Consider the following 25,739-nt stretch of genomic DNA (forward strand, 5'->3'; position numbering starts at 1 on the left):
GGCTGTGGCTTCTTACGTATCGCTTGCTTCTACACAATGAAACTGATTAAACTTAGGCTATGAAGCGTTTTTTCCCTTCCGACGCAGGAGGAAGTTCAACATCCCTCAGTAATTGATTAGGGAAACTTGAGATTCCTCCTGCGTCGGAAAGGAAAAAATGGCTTTCAAGGATAAAGGTTAAATCGGCTCAACTACTTCGTAGTTAGGTGCTTTGAGAAGAAAGGTAGCATCTTTTGCTCGATCCGCTCGCCAATCCGGTTGATGTGATCGCCTTCATATTCCTCATATGTATGGGCAATCTGATAATTGGTCAATAGCTGATCCAGAATCTTATTGCTGGCGGCAATACTCTGATCGCGATTACCCGCGTCGAAGGCCAGCGCGTTCAATTGCCTGATGTTCATGATGTATTGATCGATCATTGCCAAAGGCGCGTTGGCTGCCCATTTGGTAGCGATAGCTGGCTGAGGCTGACCATTCTCAATGGGCAGATCGAAAAAGAAGGGCGGCTTACCAGGGTTGGGCGACCAGGCCGCAGCCGACGCAAATAGCGCCTGGGTACCAAAATCAGCTTTCACCACGTCATCAGGAGTTTTTACCGCTTCGATTTTGGCAATGGCTTCGGGGCTGAACACCCGATTGGGGTTAGCGGTCATACAACACGGACTTAGCAGGTAGAGACTCGAAAAGATTTCGGGGTGTTTTTGCCCAATCCGAATAGTGCCATAGCCACCCATCGAATGCCCTGCCAGCCCACGACTGGTTGCTTTCGGAATGGTCCGGTAGTGTCGGTCAATATAAGTAACCAACTCTTTAGCGATAAAATCTTCCCAGTTGCCCGTTGTTACCGAGTTGGAGTACATACTTCCCCGGTAGCGCGTGTAGGCATTGGGCGTTACAATGATCATCTCCTGCGCCTGCCCGGATGTAAAAACCTTATCGACGACTGTCGGCAGATTGATCCAGTGCTTGGTTACGCCATACCATTGTCCATCATTATCGGTGAAGCCATGCAGAAAATAAACGACCGGGTATCTGCGTTTCGATTCTTTTTTATAACTGGGTGGTAAGTAAATCGACACGTCCCGATCAGGCGAATCCCCTTCCAGATTACCTTCCAGGCCCTTTCCATGTACTCTGACCCGTTCTACTGTCCCTTGCAAGGGAGTCTGACTGTAGCCTTGTACGCCAACGATCAGACTAAACAGGGTGGTAAAAATCCAATAACCGTTACCAAACCGGGCTCGATTCATACGAGGAATTAAGATTAGTGTCCGTAACTAAAGTCTGAACCCCTCGCATTTTAACCAACGAAGCCCTGAATACCCTTTAATTATTGCCGTCTCCCCCCTTCTTGTCGTCGTTGCTGATCCGTTTTTTCTGGCGCTGGCTGCTGGACATTTTCCCAAATTCATATTTCAAATTCAGCCGCCAGCCACGCCGATACATAGAGACATCCTGCGTCTGTACAAAATTGGGCCCTACAAAATCGTTCCGCCAACTGATTGTTTCGTTGAAGGGGTTATCGTACCCGAAACCAATGGTTCCTTTCTTTTTCAGCACTTCTTTCTGTACCACCACATTGTAGAAACCGAAACCACCGTAAGAGCCTTGCAGGTTTACCCGTGCCGAATTGTAAAATCCGAAAAACTGGGCTTTGATTCCTTTTCCAAAATCAACGGACGAGTTAAGATTGATCCGATACATCCAGTCTTCATTTCGGGTTTTCAGCTCGGCACTTTCCAGTACATTGTAAAATACGTTGACCGATCCGTTCACCGACCACTGCTTGGTTAGTTTTGTGTTGGCACTCAGATTGAATCCGTAGGCCGAGTTCTGGGCTACATTCTGAAAAATCTGCTTCAATACCCCTTCATTATCAACCGTACTGATGCTTTCAATGGCGTTGTTGGTCTGACGCAAAAACGCTGACAGATTGAAACTCGTCTGCTTGATCGAAATGCTGTAGTTGGCTTCTACCGAGTGAGTCAGCTCAGGCTTCAGATAAGGATTACCCCCATACAGATTTTTTGAATCCGACTGATTGACGTATGGATTCAGGTAATAAAATTGGGGCCGCTGTATCCGCTGCGAATAATTGAACCGGATCTGCTGCTCCTTTTTCAGGGCGCGCGACAGACTTACACTGGGGATAAAATTTCCGTATGTGCTGGAAAAAGGCGCAGTCCCGTTCAGAAAATTAGCCTGAATAAATGTGTGCTCATAACGGGCGCCCAGGTTGATACCCCAGTTCTTTTTGGGAGTTCGGCTATATACGACATAGGCGGCTGCTACCTGCTGCGCATAATCAAACACGTTGGCTAAAGCCGGCTGATCGGCAAAGTTGGTTGAACCGTCAACGGCATTGGCTATACGATAGTCGCTGAGTATCTGTCGGAAGATGGTTTTGGTTCCAAGTTCGAGTTTACTGATGCTATCCAGCGGGTTCGTAAAATCGAGCTGAACCGTCCCTTCCTTGTTGTTATTGATATTGTAACTTTTTTCGCGGTAATAAACGGTGTTCTGCCGGTTTAAGAGATTCGACCAGTAATCGCTGTCTTCCCCTTCAAACGAGTACATCATCAGGAAGTTGAGTTCTTTTTTGGGCTTCTTGAACAGACGGGTATAATCAAGGTTTAGGGTCGCCCCAGCCCAATCGTAGGTGCGGTTCATATCCCGATGAAAATACTGGCTCACAACCCCCTGGCGACTTTCTTCAAAGTCGATATTGAACCCATTGGTATTGAGTCCATTGTAATAATTTATGCCCGCCCCCATCCGATTCAGCGAATCAATATCCCAGTCGGCATTCAGGTTGGCATACACGTTTTTACCATTGCCCAGTACCCACTGAGGCTGCCGCTGATTGGTGGTCTGGCCCTCGGCCGAAAACGACCGCAGCAACTGGATGTACCGTTTGTTTTTCCAATCACTGTATCCCCCATTGGCCGACAGACTAAGATTCTTCATGCGGTGATTGAGGGTGGCATTCTGCCAGTTGTTCCACTGGCTAAAATTCGGGCTAATGGAGCCATTGGTACCCTGAAGCGTATTTTTCTTCGTGATGATGTTGATAATACCTGCGGTGCCTTCTGCATCATATTTGGCTGAAGGAGAGGTAATTACTTCCACCTGCTTGATTATATCCGCCGGAATCTGTTTTAGCGCATCCGATATACTACGCGCTACGATACTCGACGGTTTGTTGTTAATCAGTACCTTGATGTTCGCGCTTCCCCGAAGTTGCACATTTCCTTCAATATCGACCGCTATCGACGGAATTTTCTTCAGAACGTCGGTGGCATCGCCCCCCTTCACGCTAATATCTTTCTCGGCGTTGTATACCATCCGGTCCGACTTTTCCTCGAACAGGGACTTTTGCTCAGTTACCGTCACCTCGGCTAGTTTCTGCACAGCCTGACTGAGTTTGATTTGTCCCACTTCCAGGTCCTGCCCTTCAACTACCTTAATACCCTCAACAGTTTTGGGGCTATAGCCAACAAATGAAATCTGAAGGGCATATTTCCCTGCCGAAGCCTTCGTAAAGATGAATTTGCCAGTGGCATCGGCCGTGGCTCCATCCACAATTTTCCCCTCTTTTACGAGTGCAACGGTCGCAAATTCGACGGGTTTGTTTGCCGTTGAGTCGAGTAGCGAACCTGAAATTTTCGTGTGTTGAGCCAATACGATTCCCGTGCCCGACGCAAAGGCGAGCAGCATAAGTAAAAACGATTTCATAGGAGGTGTCGCCTACCGACAGTATGTTTTTGTGTAAGGAGTGTTGAGAGAGTTGCTGTGCATTAAAGTCGTATTAAAGACGACTGACCCGGCAAAACGTTGCAATCGTTTTCAATTTTTCTGCAAAACAGAAAAGCCGCTGGGTATCCAGCGGCCAGAAGAACCCTCTGCTACAGCGCTAAAGTAGCCGAATCGTCATGCGTTTGATCAGTCCGTTGTCGAACTCGTACACATGCTGTAGCTGCTCATCGGACAGGATATGGCCTGCATAATCACTCACAACCTGATGCACATCGACAGTTACCCGCCCTTCATCGTCGGTTGTACAGCGCAGCGGTTCAACATGCGGATTGAGTTCTGTCCACTGTTCCGTCCAGTAGGCCCGTATCGCTTCATGACCCACTACCCGCCCCCCTTTCCATCCATTAGGCCAATCGACGTCGGGATGCATAGTAGCCAGGGCAGCCTCGATTGCCCGCGCGTTAAACGCTGCATAGGCAGCAATCAGAAGTAGACGATGGTCGAAGTCAGCCATAAACGAGGGAATAGGTTGCCCCTGCAAAGGTCATGCTTCCTCCGTATATATAGGTGTCGGTTTAGATTGAGATTTTCTCGGAAATTACGCAGATTGCCAGGCAGATACGGGCGATGTACTTAACAGGTAAGGGACGTTAAAAACGTCCTGAATCCACATCATGAATAAACTGAATGACGCCATTCATAAATACCTTCTGGTCATCCCACATGGATAAATGGCTACCATTCGGGCAATACAAATAGCGTCCTTTTTTGACCAGTTTACTTTGTTCTTCCATCGCTCTGGGGTCCATTGTGTCGTATTTGGCCCCAATCATCAACGTCGGAATGGTGATTTCGTGTAATCGGTTTTTAATATCCCACGCTGCCAGGCGCCCACTGACCCCAAATTCGCTTGGGCCCTGCATCAGGGTATATACGTAATTGTTCGCGTGTTTCATAGTTCGGTTAAGCCCATCTGGCAACTCCGCTAATCGGCATAAATGTTCGTGATAGAAATTCGGAATGAGTAATTCCATATAGCGCGGATTGGCAAAATCTTTTTTCGCTTCGATAGCCCGAATTTCGGCCAGCACTTCGGGTTTCATTTGTTTGGCCAGTACGTTCTCCGCATATTTACCATATTCGATTGCACTGGCCATCATATTCGCGACCAGCAACGCCTTCAGGTTCTTCTGGTATTTCAGCGCATATTCCATTCCCAGAACCCCACCCCATGAATTGCCCAGAATATAAAAATTAGAACTATCGGCTCCGATAGCCTGCCGCACCTGTTCCACTTCCTCAACAAACCGTTCGGTCGTCCAGAGTCGGTCATCCTGAGGCTGGTCGCTGTAATAGGAACCCAGTTGATCATATTCATAAAATTCAAACCCTTCGCGGCCGAAAAAGGTCTCGAAACATTCCATGTATTCATGGGTCATGGCGGGGCCTCCATGCAGTAGCAGGATTTTCAGTTTCGGATTATTGCCAAACCGTTTTGTCCATACCTTGAACTCCCCAACAGGTGTTTTTATGGGAATCAGTCGGACCCCGCCTGATTCGAGCGAATCGCCATAGGCAAAATAATTGGCAACAGGGACCGAGGTCGGGGTATTGTTCGATTGGCAGGCAGCGAGCAAACAAACAGCAAAAAAGAGGTAAAGTAGTCGCATAGATAGAAAAAGGTAAGCCAGATGAGTTGGTTTGCCTAAGATAGCGAATTCCCTCTCATAAAATGAATCCAATAAAAAACACCCCTATAAAGCCGGGTGATTTTTATTGTTTACGTAAATGTTCCGTAGCTTTATACAGGGCTAATCAATAAGCCCTGTCGCAGTATATACGTTCATCCAGAAACTACGTTTAGGCTCTAGGAACGCTCTGTATCTTCTGATTCCGTACACGCTTTATATGCATTCTGGACGTTTGCCCCGGCTCCCTACGCTTCTATTGGCTGTTTTTTTACTTGTTCCTTTTATCGGTTTAGCCCAATCGGTCTGGCAGCAACTTCCAATTACTATTCAGGATAATCTGATTTACGTTCAGGTACGGGTCAATGGGCGAGGGCCTTATAATTTCCTGCTCAATTCGGGGATAAGTGGGTTAGGGCATATCGACCAGCGGCTGGCAAAAGACCTGAATCTGAACATCGTTGGTTTTCAGGAGAACCGGGAAGGCACACAAATCAAACGTGAATTTCTGGTAGCTGTCGATAAGCTTAGCATCGGTCAGGTTACGCATACCAACCTCAAACTAGCAGTTCATAATGACAACGAACGCGCGCACCAGTTACCTGTCAACGGCGTCGTTGGCCGAGAGTTCTTCAGTCGTTACCTGTTTACGGTCGATGGTCCAAACCAGCAGTTACGCTTATCGCTGGATACACTGGCGAGTAAACAAAAAGGGGTAGTTCGTTATACCAATCCGTTTCTGGTTTTGGGAAAAGTAGGGCCACGGGATGCACTGTTCAATCTGGATGTAGGTTCTGCCCTACCCCTACTCGTCCCGAAAGCCTTATTGGCGGGCATTCGTTATACCGATACGTCCCAGCAGCGAACGGTAAGCCAGGCTAACACAACCTTCACGCTACAGGAAGCCGTCGTTCATGATGAACTGATTCTGGGAGGAGTTTCGCTGAAGGATCAAACGATTTACTACTCGGAGAAAGCGCATCAGATCAGCGTAGGCGTCGATTTTTTAAAAAATCATACCGTTTCATTCGATCAGCGTAAGAAGCTGATCCGGCTGGAATAGACGCCTTGCTTCGGTTCATTTGTGAACAGAATCGGATTGATTAGCCTGCTCGCCCTGAGAAGCTGACCAGGCAACGGGTTGTATATACGCGTGCCTGATAGCCGGAAATTGCTCCTGTATGGCATGATGGATACGCACAATGGCTTCGTTAATGTCGTCTGTCGTCAGTTCCGATAAAAATGCTACGCTCTGTACCAGGGTTATTTCTTCAGGGCCGAGGTAAATAGTAGCAATTTTAACCACTTGCTGCACAGCCTGGTCGGCTTTTGTAATCGCGACGATTTGGTTGCGGGTGTCCGTATCAACCCCTTCGCCCAGCAGCAAACTCTTACTTTCGCGGGCCAGTACGCCAGCTACCATTACCAGCAGTAGGCCAATCAGGATCGACGCCATTCCATCCAGATACGGATTTTGAAGAGTATGCCCCAGAAATACCCCTAAAAACGCGATAATCAGCCCCAGCACGTCGGAAACATCCTCGAACAGCACCGTAAACGTAGCCGAATCCTTGCTGTCTTTCACAGCCGCCCAGAACGATTGAGAACCTCGTTGCGCATTGAAGGCGCGTAAGGCCGTCAGCATCGAATAGCCATCCAGCAAGAACGCCACACCCAGTACAATATAGTTCCACTTGGGGTCACGAATCGGTTCAGGATGTTGCCAATGCGTAATTCCCTCATACAACGATACCCCACCACCTACCGCAAAAATAAGCAGGGCCACTACGTACGACCAGAAATATTGCTCCCGACCGTAGCCGAACGGACGTTTCTGATCGGGCGGCCGCTGACTGCGGGCAAGTCCCAGTAGCAAAAGCAGCTCATTGAGGGTATCGACCAGCGAGTGAATGCCTTCCGAAATCATGGCCGAACTACCCGTTACCCCAGCCGCTACAAATTTGGTTGCGGCAATGCCCAGATTAGCTGCCAGTGCGGTATAGAGCGGGGTTTTCGATGAAGCCATGTCAGTAAAACTACTGTTTTTACGAGGATGTTCAAGCGAAACTGCCTTCTGGATTCCGGCCCAGAAAAAAGACCCTGTCGCAACCAACTAGAATTCGGCAGAAACAGGGTCAATCAGTGAATAGTGAGGGATAATCCTTAGCCAAGTAGATGCCAAAGCTCCCGGACGCAAACACCAATTAATGTAGTAGCGACGATCAGAGCGGGCATGAGCGAGAGTTGTATCGAACTTTGTTTCATAACCAGAGTTGTTAAGCGTGTATATACTAGACGCCGAAACCAAAAGAAGTCACGTCCAAAAGGAGTAATTCTACCTAACTAATGGAATAAATAAATTATACGGCTAGTGTAGTCAACCTCTGATTAAATTTTAACGACATACCGATACATCCGTTGCCATATACCCTCCGAACCGTGTCAACTTTTTGGCTGTCACCATCATTAAACCCTCCAAGATCAGGGTAGCCCTGAACCGTGTTCGGATTGTTCCTGAACCGCTTCGTGCGTGCGTGCATACATACGTATATAGCTTTTCCTTATTTAGGCTTCTCTTCTTTGGCTTGCAACATGCCCTGAACAATGGGCTCAGGTTTGGACTTAGGGGTCGTATAGCGTACCAGAGTAGCTGTTGGGTACGACGACCGGGGTGGCCGTCTGATTACTAGTTGGTACGACCGGGTACCGATCACCAGATTGGAATAGGCCATCTCGCCCGATTCCTGCATCAGACTCCAGTTGGCGATTGGCTCTTTGCTAAGTAAGGCCTCATCCTCCGCCGACAAACTGGCATAGACCGTGTCGGGTACAAAATGTTTACCAGACACACTTTCAATCACAGAGACAATCGAAGGGGGTGCCGTAGCGGTCGATTTGTTTTGGGCACTGGACAATGACAGACTAACTAGCCACATCCCCAGTATTCCATATATTGTTCTAACCAATTGTGTCATCGTATTGCAGTTGTTGTTCTTCAGATAAACTAAACTGGCGGCTGTTGGTTAGCCCAGTCAGGGGGAAATGACTTATTTCTCCGCCCTATGTCGCCATTATCTACCCAAACACGATACTTACGGATACTCCTGTTCGTCTAATACAGGTTCATCCGGTTGTATCATGTTTCGACTTTTTCTGGCCTTATTTTCTCTCATTTCGATTAGTTTGCCGTTTTGTGGTAAAGCTCAGGCAGTTGCTCCCGACCCTACTCAATGGATTTCCTACAACCAGACCTATTTTAAAATTCCGGTAGCTGAATCGGGGATTTATCGCATTACCGTATCCGAACTGGCTCAAGCCGGAATTGCTGTCAATCAGATCGACCCAGTTACTATTCAGCTTTTTCACCGGGGTATAGAGCAGGCCATTTTCGTAGCTGGTGAAAGCGACCATCGGTTAGATAACACCGACTATCTGGAATTTTACGGCCAGCCCAACGATGGGACTCAGGATTCACTCCTCTATCGCCCACATTCGGCGCAACCGCATCCCTATTACAGTTTGTTCAATGACACCACGGCCTACTTTCTGACCTGGCGACTTGATGGAACGCTCGGCAAACGTATGGTTATACAGACCGATACAGTTTGCACTGGTCTGCTACCCGAAACCTATCACTGGGCAGACGAACTGCGTTTGTTTACGTCCGACTACCCCGGCTGGGCGGCTGGTTTGTCCGGCAAAACGGAATACAGTTACTACGAAGCAGGCGAAGGGTATACTGGCCCTGTACAACAGAAAAATCAACCCTTTCCGACTCATTTCCAACTCGTAGACCCAGTACACGATGCTCCAGGTCCACAGGTCGATGTTCTTGTCGTGGGCCGGTCGGTAACCAACCACCGGGTCGATTGTCTCATCGGCTCAACCCCCGAACATCAGCAAGTGCAGGACAGTGTACGTTTTGTCGGTTATACCAATGCCAGGCTACAGTTCGGAATAAGCTGGTCGGCCATTGGTGCCGATGGGCACTTCTCTGTTGCCACCATTTCAGGCAATGAAACTACAGCCAGCGATGCCTATTCCGTATCGTATATCCGTCTCCGGTATCCCCAACGGCTAACGACCAACGGACAGGTATCGAAACGATTCCAACTCGAACCCAATACCGTTGGAAAATCAGTACTTACAGTCAGTGATGTCCTGCCGAATACAGACTTCTGGGACATAACCAACCCGGATGTCCCCATCCGATTGCCTGTCCTCAGCAATTCGGGAACCGCTGTCCGACTGGTTGTACCCGGTACAACCATCAGCCGAACCCTTTTGAGCAGCCATGCGCGCAAAACGGTAGCTGGTCTCCATCGGACCAGGTTTTCGAACTGGTCGAACCTAAAGCCGTCCTATGTGATTATCAGCCACGAATCGCTCATGAAACCCGCTACTGGTCCGGCTGGCGATACTACGTCGAATGCAGTTCGGGCCTACGCGGCTTACCGAGCCTCGGAAGCAGGTGGCGGCTTCGATACGCTGACCGTAACCATGCAGCAACTCATCGATCAATACAGTTACGGGGAGCGTCATCCGATGGCGATCCGGCGTTTTATCCAACAATTTTTTCGCGCAAACAGAGTCAGTCTCTATCTGTTGCTGATCGGCCTGGGGCGCAGTACACCCGGCATTCGAAAAGACCCACAACAAGCAAGGCTCGATATGGTTATGACAGTCGGGTTTCCGGGTTCTGACACCTGGTTTAGTGCCGGGCAACTGCCTGCAGAACCCAACGTTCCCGCAGTGCCTACCGGCCGAATCAATGCTGCCACCCCGCAGGAGGTTATGAACTACCTGGCCAAAGTAAAAGAATACGAAACCCCTTCTGCCAATCAACTGTGGCGCAAAAATCTACTGCATCTGAGTGGGGGGCTATCATCGAACGAACTGAATTTGTTCCGCCAACTCGTTGATGCATATCGTAATCAGGCCATTAATCCCCCATTGGGTGCCCATGTAATGACCGTTTCCAAATCGACCGATCAGGCCGTTGAAGTACCAGGCATAGCCAAAATCGTCAATGTGGGTGTTGGCCTAATTACCTTTTTCGGCCATTCGGGACTGGATGTTACGGATCTGGATATTGGCTTTTCTTCGAATGAAGCACTGGGCTATCACAACAAAGGAAAATACCCGCTCCTACTGGTCAACGGCTGTGCTATCGGTAACTTTTTCTACGGGCGACCCACGCTGGCAACCGACTGGATTCTTACGGCCAACCGGGGAGCCATTGCGGCTATAGCGCATAGCCACCTCGGTACGGTCGACAACCTGCACCAGTACACCTCGACATTTTATAATCTCCTGACAGACAGCACACAACTCAACAAGCCCATTGGCCTCCTTCAGCAGGAAACCATCCGACGGGTGTTGATGCAAACTTCCGACGGGCCGGCGCTGGCTACCTGTCAGCAGATGGTTTTGCAGGGTGACCCCGCCATTCGCCTGTTTCCATTTCGCACTCCCGACTACGCACTGAACGCCAATAGCCTGACTATTGAATCGCCTTCCAGCCACCCATTGACCTTATTCAGCGATTCGGTGCGTATTCGGATGGTCGTTGAAAACAGTGGCTTGTTTCGGCCTGGTCCGCTCCCCTTTCAGGTGCGTCGCTGGGTAAATGATCAGGAAACAAGCGTTTTCAACCTGGTTCTTGCCAATACCGTCGCCTATCGGGACACCCTTATGCTAGCCTTTCCCAATGACCAAACGGCCGAAGGAGAGAATCGTTTTGACATAACCATCAATCCCCTTGGCTTGCCAACCACGCAACCGGAAAGCGATCATTCGAACAATCAGGCTCATATCGAATGGACCCTAATCAGTCCTAAGCCTGTACTGATTTACCCACCATCCGGCACCACGTTAAGCACCCCGTCCGTTCAGTTGATGGCTCAATACCTAAACGATGGCATCCACCGCTTCGAACTGGAATTGGACAGTACGGCTGGTTTCAACAGCCCTTTTCATAGTAGCCAAAGCCTGACAGCCCGCCAGTTTATCAGGTACTCGACCGTTCTGCCCAATCGGCCTAACGTAAGGTATTTCTGGCGGGTCCGATTGGCCGACACGACATCGCTTCCCCCCGACTCAACGGCCTGGGCGGTTGGCTCGTTCGTGTATGGGACGGCTGCACCAGCCATCCGTTTGCCCGAAGCCCAACTTCAGCTTGCGTTTCAGTTGCCTACCGACATTCAGCAAGGTGACACCGTAGCCATTCCGCTCCAGCTCACGAACCTAAGCCCGTATCCATTTGCCGACTCGCTGGTTGTTCAGCAAACGGTCTATGCAGCCGCCCTTTCGACTCCGCAACTCACCCAATGGCGAATAAAACCACCAACCCCGACCGATACGGTTCATTTTTCGCTCCATATCCCAACCACGTACTTACCGGGTATAAACCGGGTACGGCTGACCGTAAATCCACATCTGCAACCCGAATACTCGTACCTGAACAACACACTCGATATACCCCTGACTGTCAATCCTGATGTGTTGGGACCCCTGCTCGAAGTGGCGTTCGACGGCGCCCGAATTGCCGACGGAACCGTGGTTTCGGCCCATCCGCTTCTTGACATACTGGTGGCAGACGATAATCGATCTCTCATCCGGTACGACACAACCGGGATGGATTTATACCTGCAAAAACCCGGAAAGAATGCCCCTTTTGAACGGCTTAACTGGCGAAACTTCGTCCACCAAACCATTGATAAAGACAATATTTTTCGGCTCCGGTACCCGTTACCCAACCTTACCGATGGTGTATATCACCTGCTTGTCACGGCCCATGATGCAGTCGGTAATTCAGCCGTTCCGTATCAGGTTGGTTTCCGGATGGTATCCGAAAGGTCACTGGATCAATTCTCGGTATCACCCAACCCATTCCAGCATCAGGCCGTGTTTCGTTTTGAACTACAAGGCGAACAGCCCCCCACTACCCTGACGCTTGCTCTTACCGATCTGAACGGACACCTTGTCAGAACCTTATCGCCTACTGCCCGTATCGGCCTGAATCAACTCGTGTGGGACGGTCGGAATGACGTAGGGAAGCTACTTCCAGCCGGAATGTATATCTACCAGCTTACCCTACTGGATGCGAAAGGAGACGCCTGGCCGATAGCGGGCGGAGAACGATGGCGTATGAAGGGTCGAATTGTATTCGTACACTGATGAATCAATCCACCACTGATCCGGCAATTGGTAGAGCTAGTCCGTATATTCCTGCCCTGACCGGCTTGCGGGCTATTGCCGCTTTTATGGTCTTTTTTCACCATCATAATCCAGCCCCCATACACACAGCCACCCATCAGCTACTTGATCAAGGCTATACGGGCGTAGGGATCTTTTTTGTACTCAGCGGTTTCCTGATTTATCACCAGTATGCCAACCGCTATTTATCGGGACAAGTCTGGTCATGGCGTCGGTATATTCAGAACCGCTTTGCCCGAATTCTTCCACTGTACGCCCTACTACTCCTGTTTACCCTGGCCGTAAAAGCAGCCAGCGGACAGCCTGCAAGCTGGCCAATTATATTTTTGAATGTCAGCCTGTTAAAAGGTTTTTTTGACACCTATAAGTTCTCAGGTATCGCCCAAAGCTGGAGCCTTACGGTTGAGTGTTGCTTCTACTTTACGGCCCCTTTTTTATTCGTCGCCCTCAAACGCCTGGGGCCTCTCTGGCTTACAGTAGGTTTAGTGGGAATTGGATCGATTCTTTGGCAAACACTGGGACAATGCTCTTTTCGTTATGCCCCAACATCAGGGCTATTCGGAAATCCACAATTCGTAACCTTTTATACGTTTTTCGGGCGTGGGTTTGAGTTTGTGACAGGCATGTGGTTGGCCCAGATAGGGCATGAAAACCGACTGCACTACATCAAATACGGCCGTCTGGGATGGCTGGCTATGGCTGGTTGTATACTCTGGCAAGCGTCCCTACCCATTTTTACTGCGCAGCCCGACCGCTTGTTCTGGAGCGAGCTCATCGTTTACAATTACCTGCTCCCTATAAGCATCGGTCTGTTTTTCATTGACATCCTAACGCGTCCATCCGGCACGAAACGATTCCTATCCACCACGTTTATGCAAACAGCGGGTAAAAGCTCCTATGCATTCTTTCTCATTCACAATGGGGTGGTAGCGAACGGCCTGCTAAAAGCAGGCATTACCAACATCTGGCTGCTCTTCCTCCTGCTTATTGCTATGAGTTACGGTTTGTACAATTATCTTGAACGCCCGGTGTACAACTGGTTAAAGAGCGAAAGAGTGAATGAGTGAAAGAGTGAAGCCATCCGGTAGGCTTTTGCTCATTCACTCATTCACTCTTTCACTCTTTAACCCTAGTCCCAGCATTCCATAATAAGCAGATCGCCGGTTTGAGCTTCGATGCGGACAAAACCATCCTGAGCGGCTTCGTTACTGCTGCTGGTAAAGTAGCCAATCTGGAGCGTTGCCTCCTGAAGATTGTATTTCAGACCGTCGGACGTAAACCCCGTTACGGTACCAACCGGAATCAGTGAGATAGGCGATCCGGCTTCGTACCATTTTTCAAAACGGCCGACTAATGGAAAAATTCGGGAATGGTCGTCGAGCATCGTTATTCGAATCTGGTCTTTATAGCGCACGATGTTGGTCATGTTTGTGAGCGTATGATCGGCCCGACGGCCCGTTGCCCAGATGATGTTGACCGCCGGATAGCCACGTTCAATCAGGAATTCAATACCCTTGTCGAGATCAGTCTTATTCTGGTCGGGCGTATGGACAATTTCCAGCGGATACTGCTGTGCCATGATTGCTTCCTGGTCCAGGCCCTGGTCAAAATCGCCTAGTAGCACATCGACCTTAATACCCAGTTCAAAAACCCGCCAGATAGCCCGGTCGAGCACAACTACCGTCGGACTCCACTCCAGTAACTGGCCAATCAGTTCGGGCTGGCAGGCTTCGCCATTGGCAATCAATAAAGCCGGCTCCTGTTTTTCGCGGACGATGTGATGGGATGACATAGATGGAACAAATATAGTTTACGGTTTACAGTATTCAGTTTTCGGTGGGCTAGCATGAAACGTTTTGATGCGTCAGCCCATGAAAACCGAATACTGTAAACCGTAAACCGCTTATCCTGTTTAATTTTACAGAACGAAGCTGTTCAAACTGTCCGTTTTAGCTACAAAGCGTACGTTTCTGTCATTCCAATAATAGGAGGAATGACAAAATGCACTCCTTTAAGCTCATTTCAACGTTTAAACAGCGTCAACGTAAACAGTCCTGATGTTGCAGCGCGTTTTTAATTTCCTGACCTTACCCCGATTGATGGGGTTATTTATCTTCCTGTTTTGTCTGGTAGGGCTTCAAAATTACCTGCTTGGGTATGGCAATTACAACAATTACCTGATGTTTGCCCGCCCGTTCGATAACCTGCTCAAAGACCAGAGCATTTACGGACTTCACCCACATCTCTACTTCGACAATTATAAATACAGCCCAACGTTTGCCTGGCTGATGGGGCCGTTTTATTACCTGCCCGATCTGCTCGGTATAATCCTCTGGAATCTGCTCAACACGGTTGTTTTACTAGCGGGTGTATGGTTTTACCTATCCGACGAAAAAGATCCGGATCGCCAGCGCCGTACGGCTCTACTGATCATTCTGCTTGAAGCACTGATTACGGCGCAAAATCTGCAAAGCAACAACCTGATTGTCGGTGCTATCCTGCTGGGACTCTATCACCTGCGCAACGAACGAGTATGGCAGGCCGCTTTTTTCTTCGTGCTATGTGGCTTCATCAAGTTTTATGGGGCTGCGGCAGCGGGCTTCTTTCTGTTTTACCCCAAAAAGCCACAGTTCATCCTGGCCATGATTGGCTGGACGCTCCTGTTTGCCATTGCCCCTGCAACGATGATCCCTTTCGACCATCTGCTGGCCGAATACCAGGAATGGTTCAGCGTGATTGTGGTCAGTAAACTGGGACTACAGGTATCAGTGATGGGCATTGCCGAAGCCTGGTTTGGTATGGCCAAAACGGACGGCAACTACCGCATTATCGAACTGATTGGTGCTACGCTGTTTCTCCTGCCCTTTCTGCGGTTCGGGCTGTGGCAGGATCGACTGTTCCAGCGCCGGATGGTGGCTTACTTCCTGCTGTTTATGATTGTGTTCAACAAAATGGCGGAGTCGCCCACCTACGTTATGGCCGTAACAGGGGTGGCGCTGTGGTGGGTAACCCTTAGCGAGCCTACGCAACTGGATAAAATCCTGCTGGCGCTGGTCATTGTGTTCACCTCCCTTTCGCCAACGGATATTTTCCCACAGGTTATTCAAAAGCAGGTATTTCAGCCGTACAATATCAAAGCAGTTCCTTGTCTGCTGGTATGGATGCGGATTCAATACCAGATCTGGACCCAACCCAATTCCCCGCGCCACTCTTTACAAACTACCTAGAATCTTCTCAATATCGGCCGGACTGTCGACGCTGGGGGTTTGATAGGTTGTCGATACGAGTTTGATCCGGTAACCGGCTTCCAGCCACCGCAATTGCTCCAGCGATTCGGCTTTCTCAAGGGGTGATGGCGGCAGTTGAGTAATGCTAGCTAGCACATCAGCCCGGTACGCGTACAGGCCAACATGGCGGTGATACGCATGATGCAAATGCCATTGATCAGGTTCGACGCCCCACAGATATGGAATAGGTGATCGGCTAAAGTAGAGTACTTCATTTTGCCCATTCACCACGATTTTGGCTTCTTTAGGATCATGGAGTATAGCGGCTGAATCGACAGTTGCCATCTGTGTAGCCAGTTCAACGGTCCCATCCAGAATGGATGCCAGTTCATCAATCTGCGCCGGATCGATAAAAGGCTCATCCCCCTGAATATTAACGATGTAATCGTTCGGACTCGGCTTCATCCCCTCGGCAACCAGCCGGTCGTAGGCTTCCCAGCAACGGTCGGTTCCGCTAGGGTGATCGGTTCGGGTCATAACGGCCTCTTCCCCCAGCCGACGCACTGCTTCTGCAATTCGTTCGTCGTCAGTCGCTACAACGACTTTGCTTAGCGAGGTTGCCTTTTTTGCCTGTTCCAATACCCGCTGAATCATGGATTTGCCGCCAATATCGGCCAATGGTTTTCCGGGAAACCTGGTAGAAGCATAACGAGCGGGGATGATACCGATAATCATTACAAAGAGTGAAAGAGTGAAAGAGTGAAAGAATGAAAGAGTGACGGGAGATTCACCAAGTTTTAGTAGATTCTGTCTGTGAATCTTTGGGTTTCTTCGTGTGTCTCTGTGTAATAGTTATTTAGGTTCAGGTCCGTTGGCACCGATTGTCCAGTACGTAGGCACGATGGCCTGGCGCTGCTGATAATACGCATCATAAACCGGTTTGTAGCGGAGTCGTTCGGCCATTACGGTTTCGAATTGGCCCAACAGACCCAGCAGTAACTCACTGCTTTCACGCACAGCAAACTCCCCGCTCTGATTGCCCGTCACGTAGTCGGCAAGGCCGTTTCGGATGACATACTCCATAAACAATGGATTGGCCTCCCGACGAATCATAACCCGCACACCCGCTACTTCGGCAACCGACAGATCGAGGGCATCATCAAAGAAAAAAGCGACTTCTGATGGCTTGAGCCGATGCTGTTCCAGCAAGTGATGCAGTACATCGATCTTGTGTTTGGCCTGTGCGTAGTAGGCATGAAAATGTTCCCGGCGCACCAGCATTTCGGCCAGATCGTTTGTTACACCCGTAATGACAGCGGCAACGGGCAACTGCTGCTTATGTTGCAGCCAAAGACCAAAGCGTAGCAGGTTCGTACCCATCGAATCGACTTCGCTGAACGAACTACTCCCCGATTCGGTCTTAATTCCGTTGTTGAACACCCCGTCCCAGTCAAACACGATGGCCTTCACCGACTGTAGTTTCTCCGCTATCTGATCGGCCGGGGTAACAAATTTTCCACCCAGGGCGGTAAAGGTATTTTCGATTGTCGCCATAAAATATATGTATGATGTATGAGGTATGATATATTTTCAAAATGACACATCATACCTCATATATCATACATCATTACGCCAGTTCTGGCAAGGTGTTCCGGTATTTTACTTCTACGGCGTGGAGTTCGAGCAGGGGCTTCAGGAACTCTTCCAGATAACGGATGTCCAACTGACTGGCCGCATCGCACAGGGCTTCGGATGGGCAGGTATGCGTTTCCACGAACAACCCATCGACACCGGCAGCGACACCCGCGCGAGCCAGTACAGGCAGGTACTCACGAGCACCACCTTTGGCATCGGCCGATGGTATACCGTATTTGCGAATGGCATGGGTTACGTCGAACACAACCGGATAATTGGTACGCGCCATGTGGTAGAAACTACGCGGATCGACGACGAGATCGTTATAGCCAAAGGTATAGCCGCGCTCAGTCAGGATGATCTGGTCGTTGCCCGAATCCTCAATTTTTTTGACCGGATGTTTCATATTCTCCGGTGCCAGAAACTGTCCGTGCTTGATATTGACAACCCGGCCGGTTTTGGCAGCAGCCGTCACCAGCATGGTTTGCATACAGAGGTATGCCGGAATCTGAATTACATCGACCACCTCAGCCACCGGAGCGCACTGATCAGGATAATGAACGTCGGTCAGGAGTGGGAAACCAAATTGCTCCTTTACCTTAGCCAGCACCTGAATTCCTTTTTCGAGGCCGGGGCCATTGTAGTAATTCAGGCTGGAGCGGTTGTCCTTCTGAAAGGAGGATTTATAAATGATTTTGATGCCGACCCGCTCCTGAATTTCGCGGAGTTGCTCAGCTACGGTCATCATGATTTTTTCGTCTTCGATGACGCATGGCCCGCTGATAAGGAATAAATCATCGGTTCCACATTCGATATCGCCAACGCGAACAATTTTTTGTGACATTTCTCTGTCGTTTTAAGTAAACTGGCTCGTGTCCTTCTTCTGGAAGGAATTCAGTAAAATAAGTCCGGCACCCACCATAAACGACACATCGGCCATGTTGAAAATCCCGGTTTGAAATAACCCTAAACGGATATGTAAAAAGTCGGTTACCGAACCGTAGGTTGCCTGGTCGATGAGGTTACCAATGCCGCCACCTATGATAAAGCTGGTTCCCAAAACCACAAGCCGTGGCACCTTAGCCGAAAAAAGCAGATACGCCAACCCGGCCAGAAGCGCCAATATGGGCAGTGCCAGCAGCAAGGTATTTTTAACCAACGGAGGCCAGGCATTGCCTAAGCTTAAAAACGCTCCCGTATTTTCAACTTTCGTCAGTGTCAGATGGCGGTCCAGCAATGGAATACGTTCGCCATAGCTCACCCTGCCACGTACAATGGTTTTCGACACCTGATCGCACCCGATATTGACCGAAACCGTCAGTATAATGAGAAAAATTCGGATAGCGTTTTTCATACTTCGTGATAGCCTCAACCCGTCTGATTACAACCGACGGAACAAATCTTTCAGCAGATTGATAGTGATGACCTCCTGCCAGTTGTCGCCAATGGCATGCAGCCACATATGCGGTAGGTTGTACGACACATGCGCCATTTTCGTAATGGTGTCGTCGTCCCAGTCTTTTGCCAGCCCTTGTGGCAGGTCGATCTGGTGATAGGCGACCATCTGCTTAAACTCAGCCACACCCTCTGGATAATAATCTTCCAGATGATTCATGATCAGGCAATTGGCATAACAATGGCGAGTTCCCAGAATTTTCGACAGCCCATAGCTTAGTGCATGACACACGCCCACTTCCGAATAGGTGAGGCTTAAACCGCCCATCAGTGAAGCTACCATTAGCTTATCGTCGTTTTCAGGAGTCTGTCCAGAGTTTTCGCCCAGATACACCTCGCGGCAAAGTTTCATGGCCTGCTCGGCATACGCATGCGAATAGGCATTGTTCATCCGCCCATTTTCCGACTCCACACAGTGGATATACGTATCCATACCGGTATAGAACCACCAGTTACGCGGTACGGTCGCAATGAGTTCGGGATCGAGAACGACCTGATTAAAAACCGTCCATTCGCATTTGAGGCCGAGTTTTTTTACGGGCCCGGTCAGTACGGCTGTCATCGACACCTCAGCGCCCGTACCCGAAATGGTCGGTACGCCAACGTGGTAAATGCCCGGCTTTTTGATCAGATTGAGTCCCTGATACAGCGTAGACGATCCTTCGTTGGTGAACATCAGCGACAGGGCTTTGGCGATGTCCATGATGCTGCCTCCACCAATACCGACAACGCCTGAGGGCAGTCCTTTTTTCGCCAGAATTTCGTCGCGAAGCTGATCGATCTGGTCGGTGGTTGGCTCATGCTCTTCCACGCTGATGTAATAGGTCAGGTCTTCGGGATGGGCTGGCACCCGTTCTTCGAGCGGTTTACCTTTGAAGTAGTTGTCGACCAGAAAAACGAAATAGTGTTCATTTTCGGTCCGGTGAAGAGCCAAGATGTCATCGAGCTGAGAAAAGCTCCCCCGACCGAACACGGTCTTCTCGATGCCTTTAAAATTTTTATGCGTGGTTTGTGTCTGTGCAGCTACCATATTATTGTTAAGCCGTATTTATTGAAAACAGAATCTCTTGTAGCAATTGGCAGATTTTCGGATAAAGCCTGTGCTAGAATGAGCCTGTCGAAAGGGTCCTTATGGTGAAAGGGCAATTGTTGAAGCTGTAGTAAATGCCCCAATTCTATTGGTATTACCCAAATTTGATTACGTTCTAAAAAGCTAAATAATTCAGTTATGGGTGAATCAATGTCCAGTTTTCCTATACCAATCTTAATGGTTATCTCCCACAAACTGGCAACACTAATATAACACAGGTTATTAGGATCACTTATTAGTCGCCGAAGATTGTCCGACAAAGACTCGTCGCCACCATAGAACCAGAGTAGCGTGTGCGTATCAAGCAACAATCGCATTACATGTATTCATTAAACTCGTCCAATGGCTCATCAAAGTCCTTAGTCAATCGTACCTTACCTTTTGCATAACCGAATTCACGCTCTTTTAGCCCTACAGTTCGTTGTTTTTTGGCTCGTAAAAATGCAACGAAGTCTTCAACCTCCTGACGCAATTCAGGAGGCAGGGCAGTTATTTCGGTCAATAGGGCAGTCGTTGACATCCGTTTAGTCCATTAAAATTACGCTTCTACCAGTGTCGCTTTCCGAACGGCGGCCTCGATAGCAGCGGCTAGTTTATCGACTTCTTCTGCGGTCCAGGAAGCCCGGATACCAAACGAAATCAACCGACCGATTACGGCCTGTGCCCGCGGAATCTCGAGGTTTTTATAATCCTGTGGGGCACCAAACTTTTCAACCGCCAATGCCGAAGCAGTCCGCATTTCTTTGATATGATCCCACTGGTTGATGAAGTGATACATATTGACGAACCAGTAGTTGAATCCACCCACACCAGCCGCATTCAGTTCGGTAACGGTGCGCTGAGCCGACTGCGTATCCTCCAGAAACAGGTTGAGGAACGTAGCCGAATCCCCGTCAGCGTCAGGAATACGGGCAAACGATACCCCCGGTACATTCGCCAGCCGATCCATCAGTTGCTTTTTATGGGCATTATTTTTCTGGATGATTTCAGGAACCCGACGGGTCTGTACCAGCCCTACGGCCGCATGCAGTTCGCTGATCCGGTAGTTGAAACCCAGTATCGGGTGTTGCTCCATGCCCCGGTTGGAACCAATATGGTCGTGGCCGTGATCGGAATACGAATCAGCGTGTTTATAGGCCGTTTCGTCGTTGGTAACCATGATGCCCCCTTCGCCAGCCGTTGCAATTTTGAAGAAATCGAATGAATACGCGCCGGTTTTACCCCATAGTCCCGTCGAAACGCCGTTGAACGATGCACCCATCGCCTGACCCGCATCTTCTACCAGTACCAGGTTGTGCTCGTTGATCACGGCCATGATGGCGTCCATATCGGCCATTTGTCCGCACATATGCACCAGGCAAACGGCTTTGGTCTTGGGCGTAATCGCTTTCCGAATCCCGTCGGCACTCAGGCAAAGGGTTTCGTCGATGTCGGCAAAAACAGGTAAGGCGCCAATCATCAGCACCGCTTCGACGGTAGCGATGTAGGTAAACGGTGGCACAATGACCTCATCGCCTGCGCCAATACCAGCCGCAGCCAGCGCACACAGGACGGCCGTTGAGCCACTCGATACGGCATGGGCATATTTCGCCCCTACAACTTTGGCCACTTCAGCTTCAAACTCTCGAGCTTTGTAGATGTTGTTCCGCTGTGCTTCGTGATTATACCGAAACAGGATACCGGTCTCGAGCACATCGTTGATCTCCTTGCGCTCAGCCGCTCCAAAAAATTCCATTCCTGGCATGACGTAAACTATTTTTTTACAAAAGTACGGTTTTCTACTGAGTAGTCATTCAGTGGTCATTTGATTGTCATTAATGATCCTTCATTGTCCTTGATTGGTACTCCCAGAGTGGTTGATCAACGACAAATGACCACTAAATAACGATCAATACGGTATTCGCTTTTCCAGTGCTACCCACTCCCGAAAGACCTGACCAGCTTCATCGCGGAGTAGTTGGTGCATGGGGATATGGCGTTCTTCGTGCTTTTTTTCCAGTTCCTGATAAATAAACGAATCATCGAAACCCGCTTTGGCCGCATCGTCATGCGCAGCCGCGTATACAATACGGCTGGGGCGGGCCCAGTAAATAGCCCCCAGACACATCGGGCAGGGTTCGCAGGAAGCATAAAGTGTACAGCCATCCAGTTGGAAAGTTCCCAGATTCTGGCAGGCGTCACGGATGGCTACCACTTCGGCATGGGCCGTTGGGTCGTTGGTCGAGGTAACCCGGTTGCAGCCTTTCCCAATAACCTTCCCATCCCGAACAATTACGCAGCCAAATGGTCCTCCCTGATTGCTGTTCATGCCTTCGCGGGCCAGTTGAATAGCCTCGCGCAAAAAGATTTCGTCCTGATTCATTATTATCTGGTAGTCAAATGTGGCCAAGAATGGTCAGAGATAGTCAAGCCTTAACGATATTTGACCATTCCTGACCCTTTTAAAGTGCTGCAAGATACTTGGTAACGGCCAGTTGGGCGGCACTGTTTTTACGAAAGGTGTCGGGTGCCAGTGCATCGCGCAGGGATTCATACATATACATTACCTCCCACAAACTGCTCAGCAACGTCATCCGGTCGGGCATCGAAACCGTTTTACGGAGTCGGGTCAATTCATCGGTACCAAACGTTGTTTCGGCCCGGCGGACACCCCGTGGCAAACTGGCGTTTTTCAGATGAAGCATCGGCCCAATGACAGCGTTCCGTACAAAGGCCAGGAAATCGATCGCTTCAAAATATTCCCCACGGCCTACCTTCAGCGCGGCATAGTGCGCCCAAATCCAGAACCGATCTTCGGCCCACTGAAAATCGAACGGGGGGTATTGAGCCGTCGTTTGTTCTATGATCGACGTCAGAAGGTTATCCCGTTCCCAGAGAATGGTTGGATTTTCGACGCGGTGATGAAACTCATCGGGTGTTAAGAACTTAATATCCACATGCAGCAAGGCCGATTCATAAAGAGCGATGAGCAAACGGGGTTCGCCTACGTGATCGCCCCGGAATGAGGCCAGCATCGACCCGAATTGGGAGGCAACAGCCTGCATAGCTGCCAGTTCAGGGGCAATTTGCCGATTACTGACCAGAACCAGATCGAGGTCGGAATAGGCATCCAATTCACCCGAAGCCCAGGAACCACCAACGGCCAATCCAACGGCATCGGGGTCCTGCTGTATAACGGTAATGGCGTTTGTAATGAATGATTGAAACGGTTGTAACGGTACCTGCATGGTTCATAACACCGGAGGGCGGTGCGGTTGGTAAATTACCGCAGAACGGTAAGGCATCTGGAATAGTTCATAACCTCAGTCTTGCCCATACGTAGGGACAACCCGTACACTATTTTCCATTGTATCACCCTCCTCTCGTACATCGACAAGCCCACAATACATACTTAAGACGCACGTTGTTCTCCAAAAGCCATTTTCCTTTAGCCATGCGATACGTATTCATCGTTTTCGTAATCTTATCTTTAACCGGGCTATCTCGACGATCATGCGCTCAGACGATCAATGAAGACCCTCCCGTTCAGATTACTATTCTGGCCGATGGAAAACCCGTTGGACCAACCCCTAAAGTTCCGATTTCTTCACAAACCCTTACCCTCACCTGCCAGCTTACGCCAGAAGCGCATCAGCAACACCCAGAGCTTGATTCTCAAGTAATTATTAAAAAGGCCGTTATCAATCGGGTGAGAGGGACCACACGAGTCGGTTTTTTGAACTGGTCAGGTTCAGATAATGATTTATCGATCTCCTTTGCTCCTGCTGAAGCTCCGGGCGACCGATACATTATTCAAATTGAGGACGCCCGCATTCAATACAAGAATGGCACAAGTGTACGACTGCAAAAACCCATCTTTTATTCCATCTCGTTTCGAGAGTAAGGCAAGGACGATCTATGTACCTTATTTACCGAACCGACCATACCAGCCCAACGCCCGACGGCCCGGATGAAAGCAGCAGACGCTCCTGCTTGTCTCCCCTCTTTTTGAAGATGATGTAGTTGACCAGATCGAAAGCCAGCAGAAAACCGCCCTGCATCATGATGGATTTTCCGTAGCCCCGCAGTTGATCGGCCTGGTCCGGTCGGGTTTCTGCCCGTTCGCGCAGATAAGCCCCTCCGACCACGTAGGCCACGTCGAGCCCGGCATTGAACAGCAAAATCTGCTTCATGGATTCGTGTTTCCGAACCGCATCACCTACGGTTTCATTGGCTCCCGGTTTTTTGCGGGAACCCAACAAACCGGCTCCGGCAATACCCAGGTTGACCAGATTCCAGTACACATTCATTCGGTGAAAATACGTCGTTTCGCCTGTGGTTTGGCCAGCCGCAATACTTCCGATAGCTAGATTTGCCAGTGCATAACCACCCAGGGTAAGACCAAGCGTTTTTTGATGCTGAATACGTTGGTTTGTAAAGTCCTGTAATTCGGGGCGGGCCGACTGAGCTGTAGCTGGGCGACTCAGCAGCATTGAGCCAGCAGCCAGGAGAAAATGACGAAACATAAGCATAGCGGATTGGTTTGACGATCAGTTTTTATTCAAACCAACCGTTCATAGTCCAAGTTTTTCCCGCTCCTCAGGATTATTAATATTGGTCAGTTCACGCACATCCGGCACGGTCAGTAAATGAATATCCTGCTGGATTAGAATCTGCCGGGGCGAATAGGTCCCTTCGGCAACGGCCTGTTGGAGAATAGGTCCGAAAGCGGGTTCATAAATACCCAACAGAGGTTCGGGCAACTGACCATCCGAATCATAAAATACCGTTGCCAGCTTAGCCGAATTACGCCCTTTTACCAATGTATCAATAGACTTGGAGGATATAAGTGGCATGTCGCAGGCCACCACCAGCCAGGCCGCAGCCGGATCATAGGCAAACGCCGACAGAATACCGTTGATCGGCCCAGGCAGGTCATACCGATCTACGATCCGAAGCTGGAGTTTTCCGGCCACTTCCAGTTCGGTCTCCTGGGTGGTATTCACCGACCAGAATACCACACTGCAATACGGACGCAGCAATTCGGTCAGATGATCGCGCTGGGTCTTACCGTGATAAATCATCTGCGATTTATCCGTTCCCATACGTGTACTCCGACCGCCCGTCAGGATGAGTCCATTGATTTTACTCACGTCGAAAATCCCGTTTACCGCCCGTTTTTTCCATGAGCCTGGTTTCTTTGATCACAATGTCGTGCGAGAATGCTTTGCACATATCATAGATCGTCAAAGCAGCCACCGATGCACCTACCAGCGCTTCCATCTCAACCCCGGTTTTTCCTTCCGTCGCTACCAGACAATCTACAATCGCATCGGTTCCTTCAGTGGTTATGGTAATCTGGCAGTTATCGAGCCCCAGCGAATGACAAAGCGGAATCAACTCATCCGTGCGTTTGGCGGCCATTGTTCCGGCAATGATCGCCGTCTGGAATACAGGACCTTTTTTCGTGTTAATCTCCGTTCCGGTCGAACCCGACGGTGATAGATGTTGCATAATCTCCGGTCCAAGGGCCACAATGCTCTGGGCGCGGGCCGTTCGACGCGATACCGATTTACCGCCCACGTCCACCATGGCGGGATTTCCTTCGGCGTTCAGATGCGAAAAAGAAGCCATTAGTTCAATTATGAATAGATTGCAGTTCTTTTCGCCAAAATTCATCATTTATCT

25 protein-coding genes are annotated in these 25,739 nt (G+C 49.6%); 5 read left to right on the plus strand and 20 right to left on the minus strand.

Annotation, left to right across the window (positions count from 1 at the left end; translation table 11 throughout):
* Positions 1-191 precede the first annotated feature (191 nt).
* The 4 genes from B153_RS0131735 to B153_RS0131750 form a co-directional block, all read right to left on the minus strand.
* Positions 192-1,253, minus strand: coding sequence for an alpha/beta hydrolase (locus tag B153_RS0131735; protein ID WP_020600789.1), 1,062 nt, complete (start codon positions 1,251-1,253; stop codon positions 192-194).
* A 76-nt stretch (positions 1,254-1,329) separates the two neighbouring features.
* Positions 1,330-3,738, minus strand: coding sequence for a TonB-dependent receptor (locus tag B153_RS0131740; RefSeq protein ID WP_020600790.1), 2,409 nt, complete (start codon positions 3,736-3,738; stop codon positions 1,330-1,332).
* A 178-nt stretch (positions 3,739-3,916) separates the two neighbouring features.
* Positions 3,917-4,273 carry a nuclear transport factor 2 family protein gene (locus B153_RS0131745; RefSeq protein ID WP_026262605.1) on the minus strand — a complete coding sequence of 119 codons (357 nt, stop codon included), beginning with the start codon at positions 4,271-4,273 and terminating at the stop codon, positions 3,917-3,919.
* A 136-nt stretch (positions 4,274-4,409) separates the two neighbouring features.
* Positions 4,410-5,429, minus strand: coding sequence for a proline iminopeptidase-family hydrolase (locus B153_RS0131750; RefSeq protein ID WP_020600792.1), 1,020 nt, complete (start codon positions 5,427-5,429; stop codon positions 4,410-4,412).
* Between the two features lie 238 nt (positions 5,430-5,667).
* On the opposite strand from B153_RS0131750, the gene B153_RS0131755 reads away from it, so the two are divergent.
* Entirely contained in the window at positions 5,668-6,510 is an 843-nt protein-coding gene (locus B153_RS0131755) for an aspartyl protease family protein (protein WP_020600793.1), read from the plus strand.
* Between the two features lie 15 nt (positions 6,511-6,525).
* On the opposite strand, the gene B153_RS0131760 is transcribed toward B153_RS0131755, so the two are convergent.
* Together B153_RS0131760 and B153_RS0131765 are read right to left on the minus strand one after the other, a co-directional pair.
* Positions 6,526-7,473: a cation diffusion facilitator family transporter gene (locus B153_RS0131760; protein WP_020600794.1), complete on the minus strand. Its 948-nt coding sequence runs from the start codon at positions 7,471-7,473 to the stop codon at positions 6,526-6,528.
* Positions 7,474-8,008: 535 nt separating this feature from the next.
* Positions 8,009-8,422, minus strand: a complete 414-nt coding sequence (locus B153_RS0131765; protein ID WP_157634993.1) for a hypothetical protein — start codon at positions 8,420-8,422, stop codon at positions 8,009-8,011.
* A gap of 163 nt (positions 8,423-8,585) precedes the next feature.
* On the opposite strand from B153_RS0131765, the gene porU2 reads away from it, so the two are divergent.
* Both porU2 and B153_RS0131775 read left to right on the plus strand, forming a co-directional pair.
* Complete coding sequence (gene porU2 / locus B153_RS0131770; RefSeq protein WP_020600796.1) at positions 8,586-12,626, plus strand: putative type IX secretion system sortase PorU2; 4,041 nt, start codon at positions 8,586-8,588, stop codon at positions 12,624-12,626.
* Entirely contained in the window at positions 12,626-13,732 is a 1,107-nt protein-coding gene (locus B153_RS0131775) for an acyltransferase family protein (RefSeq protein ID WP_020600797.1), read from the plus strand. Before porU2 ends, B153_RS0131775 begins: the two co-directional genes overlap by 1 nt.
* A gap of 62 nt (positions 13,733-13,794) precedes the next feature.
* Here the strand turns inward: B153_RS0131775 and B153_RS0131780 are convergent, their stop codons facing one another.
* The gene (locus tag B153_RS0131780) at positions 13,795-14,457 is read right to left on the minus strand and encodes a thiamine diphosphokinase (RefSeq protein ID WP_020600798.1); all 663 of its coding nucleotides are present in this window, start codon (positions 14,455-14,457) and stop codon (positions 13,795-13,797) included.
* Between the two features lie 265 nt (positions 14,458-14,722).
* Here B153_RS0131780 and B153_RS0131785 point away from each other — a divergent pair, with 265 nt between their 5' ends.
* Entirely contained in the window at positions 14,723-15,892 is a 1,170-nt protein-coding gene (locus B153_RS0131785) for a glycosyltransferase family 87 protein (protein WP_020600799.1), read from the plus strand.
* Here the strand turns inward: B153_RS0131785 and kdsB are convergent.
* The 10 genes from kdsB to B153_RS0131835 all read right to left on the minus strand — a co-directional run bounded on the left by kdsB (position 15,878) and on the right by B153_RS0131835 (position 23,299).
* On the minus strand, positions 15,878-16,627 hold the full coding sequence (kdsB, locus tag B153_RS0131790; RefSeq protein ID WP_020600800.1) for a 3-deoxy-manno-octulosonate cytidylyltransferase: 750 nt from the start codon (positions 16,625-16,627) through the stop codon (positions 15,878-15,880). The two genes, B153_RS0131785 and kdsB, sit on opposite strands and share 15 nt — an antisense overlap.
* Positions 16,628-16,744: 117 nt before the next feature.
* Complete coding sequence (locus B153_RS0131795; RefSeq protein WP_020600801.1) at positions 16,745-17,446, minus strand: HAD family hydrolase; 702 nt, start codon at positions 17,444-17,446, stop codon at positions 16,745-16,747.
* Between the two features lie 73 nt (positions 17,447-17,519).
* Positions 17,520-18,371 (minus strand): 3-deoxy-8-phosphooctulonate synthase, encoded by an 852-nt coding sequence (kdsA, locus tag B153_RS0131800; RefSeq protein WP_020600802.1) that lies wholly within the window; start codon positions 18,369-18,371, stop codon positions 17,520-17,522.
* Positions 18,372-18,383: 12 nt separating this feature from the next.
* Positions 18,384-18,881 carry a signal peptidase II gene (gene lspA / locus B153_RS0131805; protein ID WP_020600803.1) on the minus strand — a complete coding sequence of 166 codons (498 nt, stop codon included), beginning with the start codon at positions 18,879-18,881 and terminating at the stop codon, positions 18,384-18,386.
* A gap of 27 nt (positions 18,882-18,908) precedes the next feature.
* Positions 18,909-20,012, minus strand: coding sequence for an iron-containing alcohol dehydrogenase family protein (locus B153_RS0131810; protein ID WP_020600804.1), 1,104 nt, complete (start codon positions 20,010-20,012; stop codon positions 18,909-18,911).
* Positions 20,006-20,389, minus strand: a complete 384-nt coding sequence (locus B153_RS38940) for a type II toxin-antitoxin system VapC family toxin (protein ID WP_020600805.1) — start codon at positions 20,387-20,389, stop codon at positions 20,006-20,008. The genes B153_RS0131810 and B153_RS38940 overlap by 7 nt, the downstream gene beginning before the upstream one ends.
* Entirely contained in the window at positions 20,389-20,592 is a 204-nt protein-coding gene (gene vapB, locus B153_RS0131820) for a type II toxin-antitoxin system VapB family antitoxin (RefSeq protein ID WP_020600806.1), read from the minus strand. Before vapB ends, B153_RS38940 begins: the two co-directional genes overlap by 1 nt.
* 18 nt (positions 20,593-20,610) lie before the next feature.
* Positions 20,611-21,816 (minus strand): DegT/DnrJ/EryC1/StrS family aminotransferase, encoded by a 1,206-nt coding sequence (locus B153_RS0131825; RefSeq protein WP_026262609.1) that lies wholly within the window; start codon positions 21,814-21,816, stop codon positions 20,611-20,613.
* Positions 21,817-21,960: 144 nt separating this feature from the next.
* The gene (locus B153_RS0131830; RefSeq protein WP_020600808.1) at positions 21,961-22,434 is read right to left on the minus strand and encodes a nucleoside deaminase; all 474 of its coding nucleotides are present in this window, start codon (positions 22,432-22,434) and stop codon (positions 21,961-21,963) included.
* 79 nt (positions 22,435-22,513) lie between these two features.
* A complete protein-coding gene (locus B153_RS0131835; RefSeq protein WP_020600809.1) occupies positions 22,514-23,299 on the minus strand; it encodes an aminoglycoside 6-adenylyltransferase in 786 nt (261 codons plus the stop codon).
* Between the two features lie 206 nt (positions 23,300-23,505).
* On the opposite strand from B153_RS0131835, the gene B153_RS0131840 reads away from it, so the two are divergent.
* A complete protein-coding gene (locus B153_RS0131840; protein ID WP_020600810.1) occupies positions 23,506-23,955 on the plus strand; it encodes a hypothetical protein in 450 nt (149 codons plus the stop codon).
* A 25-nt stretch (positions 23,956-23,980) separates the two neighbouring features.
* Here the strand turns inward: B153_RS0131840 and B153_RS0131845 are convergent, their stop codons facing one another.
* From B153_RS0131845 to moaC, 3 genes are read right to left on the minus strand one after another with little or no spacing between them, the layout of a single operon-like run.
* A complete protein-coding gene (locus B153_RS0131845) occupies positions 23,981-24,577 on the minus strand; it encodes a DUF6992 family protein (protein WP_020600811.1) in 597 nt (198 codons plus the stop codon).
* A gap of 48 nt (positions 24,578-24,625) precedes the next feature.
* A complete protein-coding gene (locus B153_RS0131850; protein WP_020600812.1) occupies positions 24,626-25,204 on the minus strand; it encodes an NTP transferase domain-containing protein in 579 nt (192 codons plus the stop codon).
* Positions 25,197-25,685, minus strand: coding sequence for a cyclic pyranopterin monophosphate synthase MoaC (gene moaC, locus B153_RS0131855; protein ID WP_026262611.1), 489 nt, complete (start codon positions 25,683-25,685; stop codon positions 25,197-25,199). Before moaC ends, B153_RS0131850 begins: the two co-directional genes overlap by 8 nt.
* Between the last annotated feature and the right edge of the window lie 54 nt (positions 25,686-25,739).

The sequence above is a fragment of the Spirosoma panaciterrae DSM 21099 genome, from assembly GCF_000374025.1.
Taxonomy (GTDB): domain Bacteria; phylum Bacteroidota; class Bacteroidia; order Cytophagales; family Spirosomataceae; genus Spirosoma; species Spirosoma panaciterrae.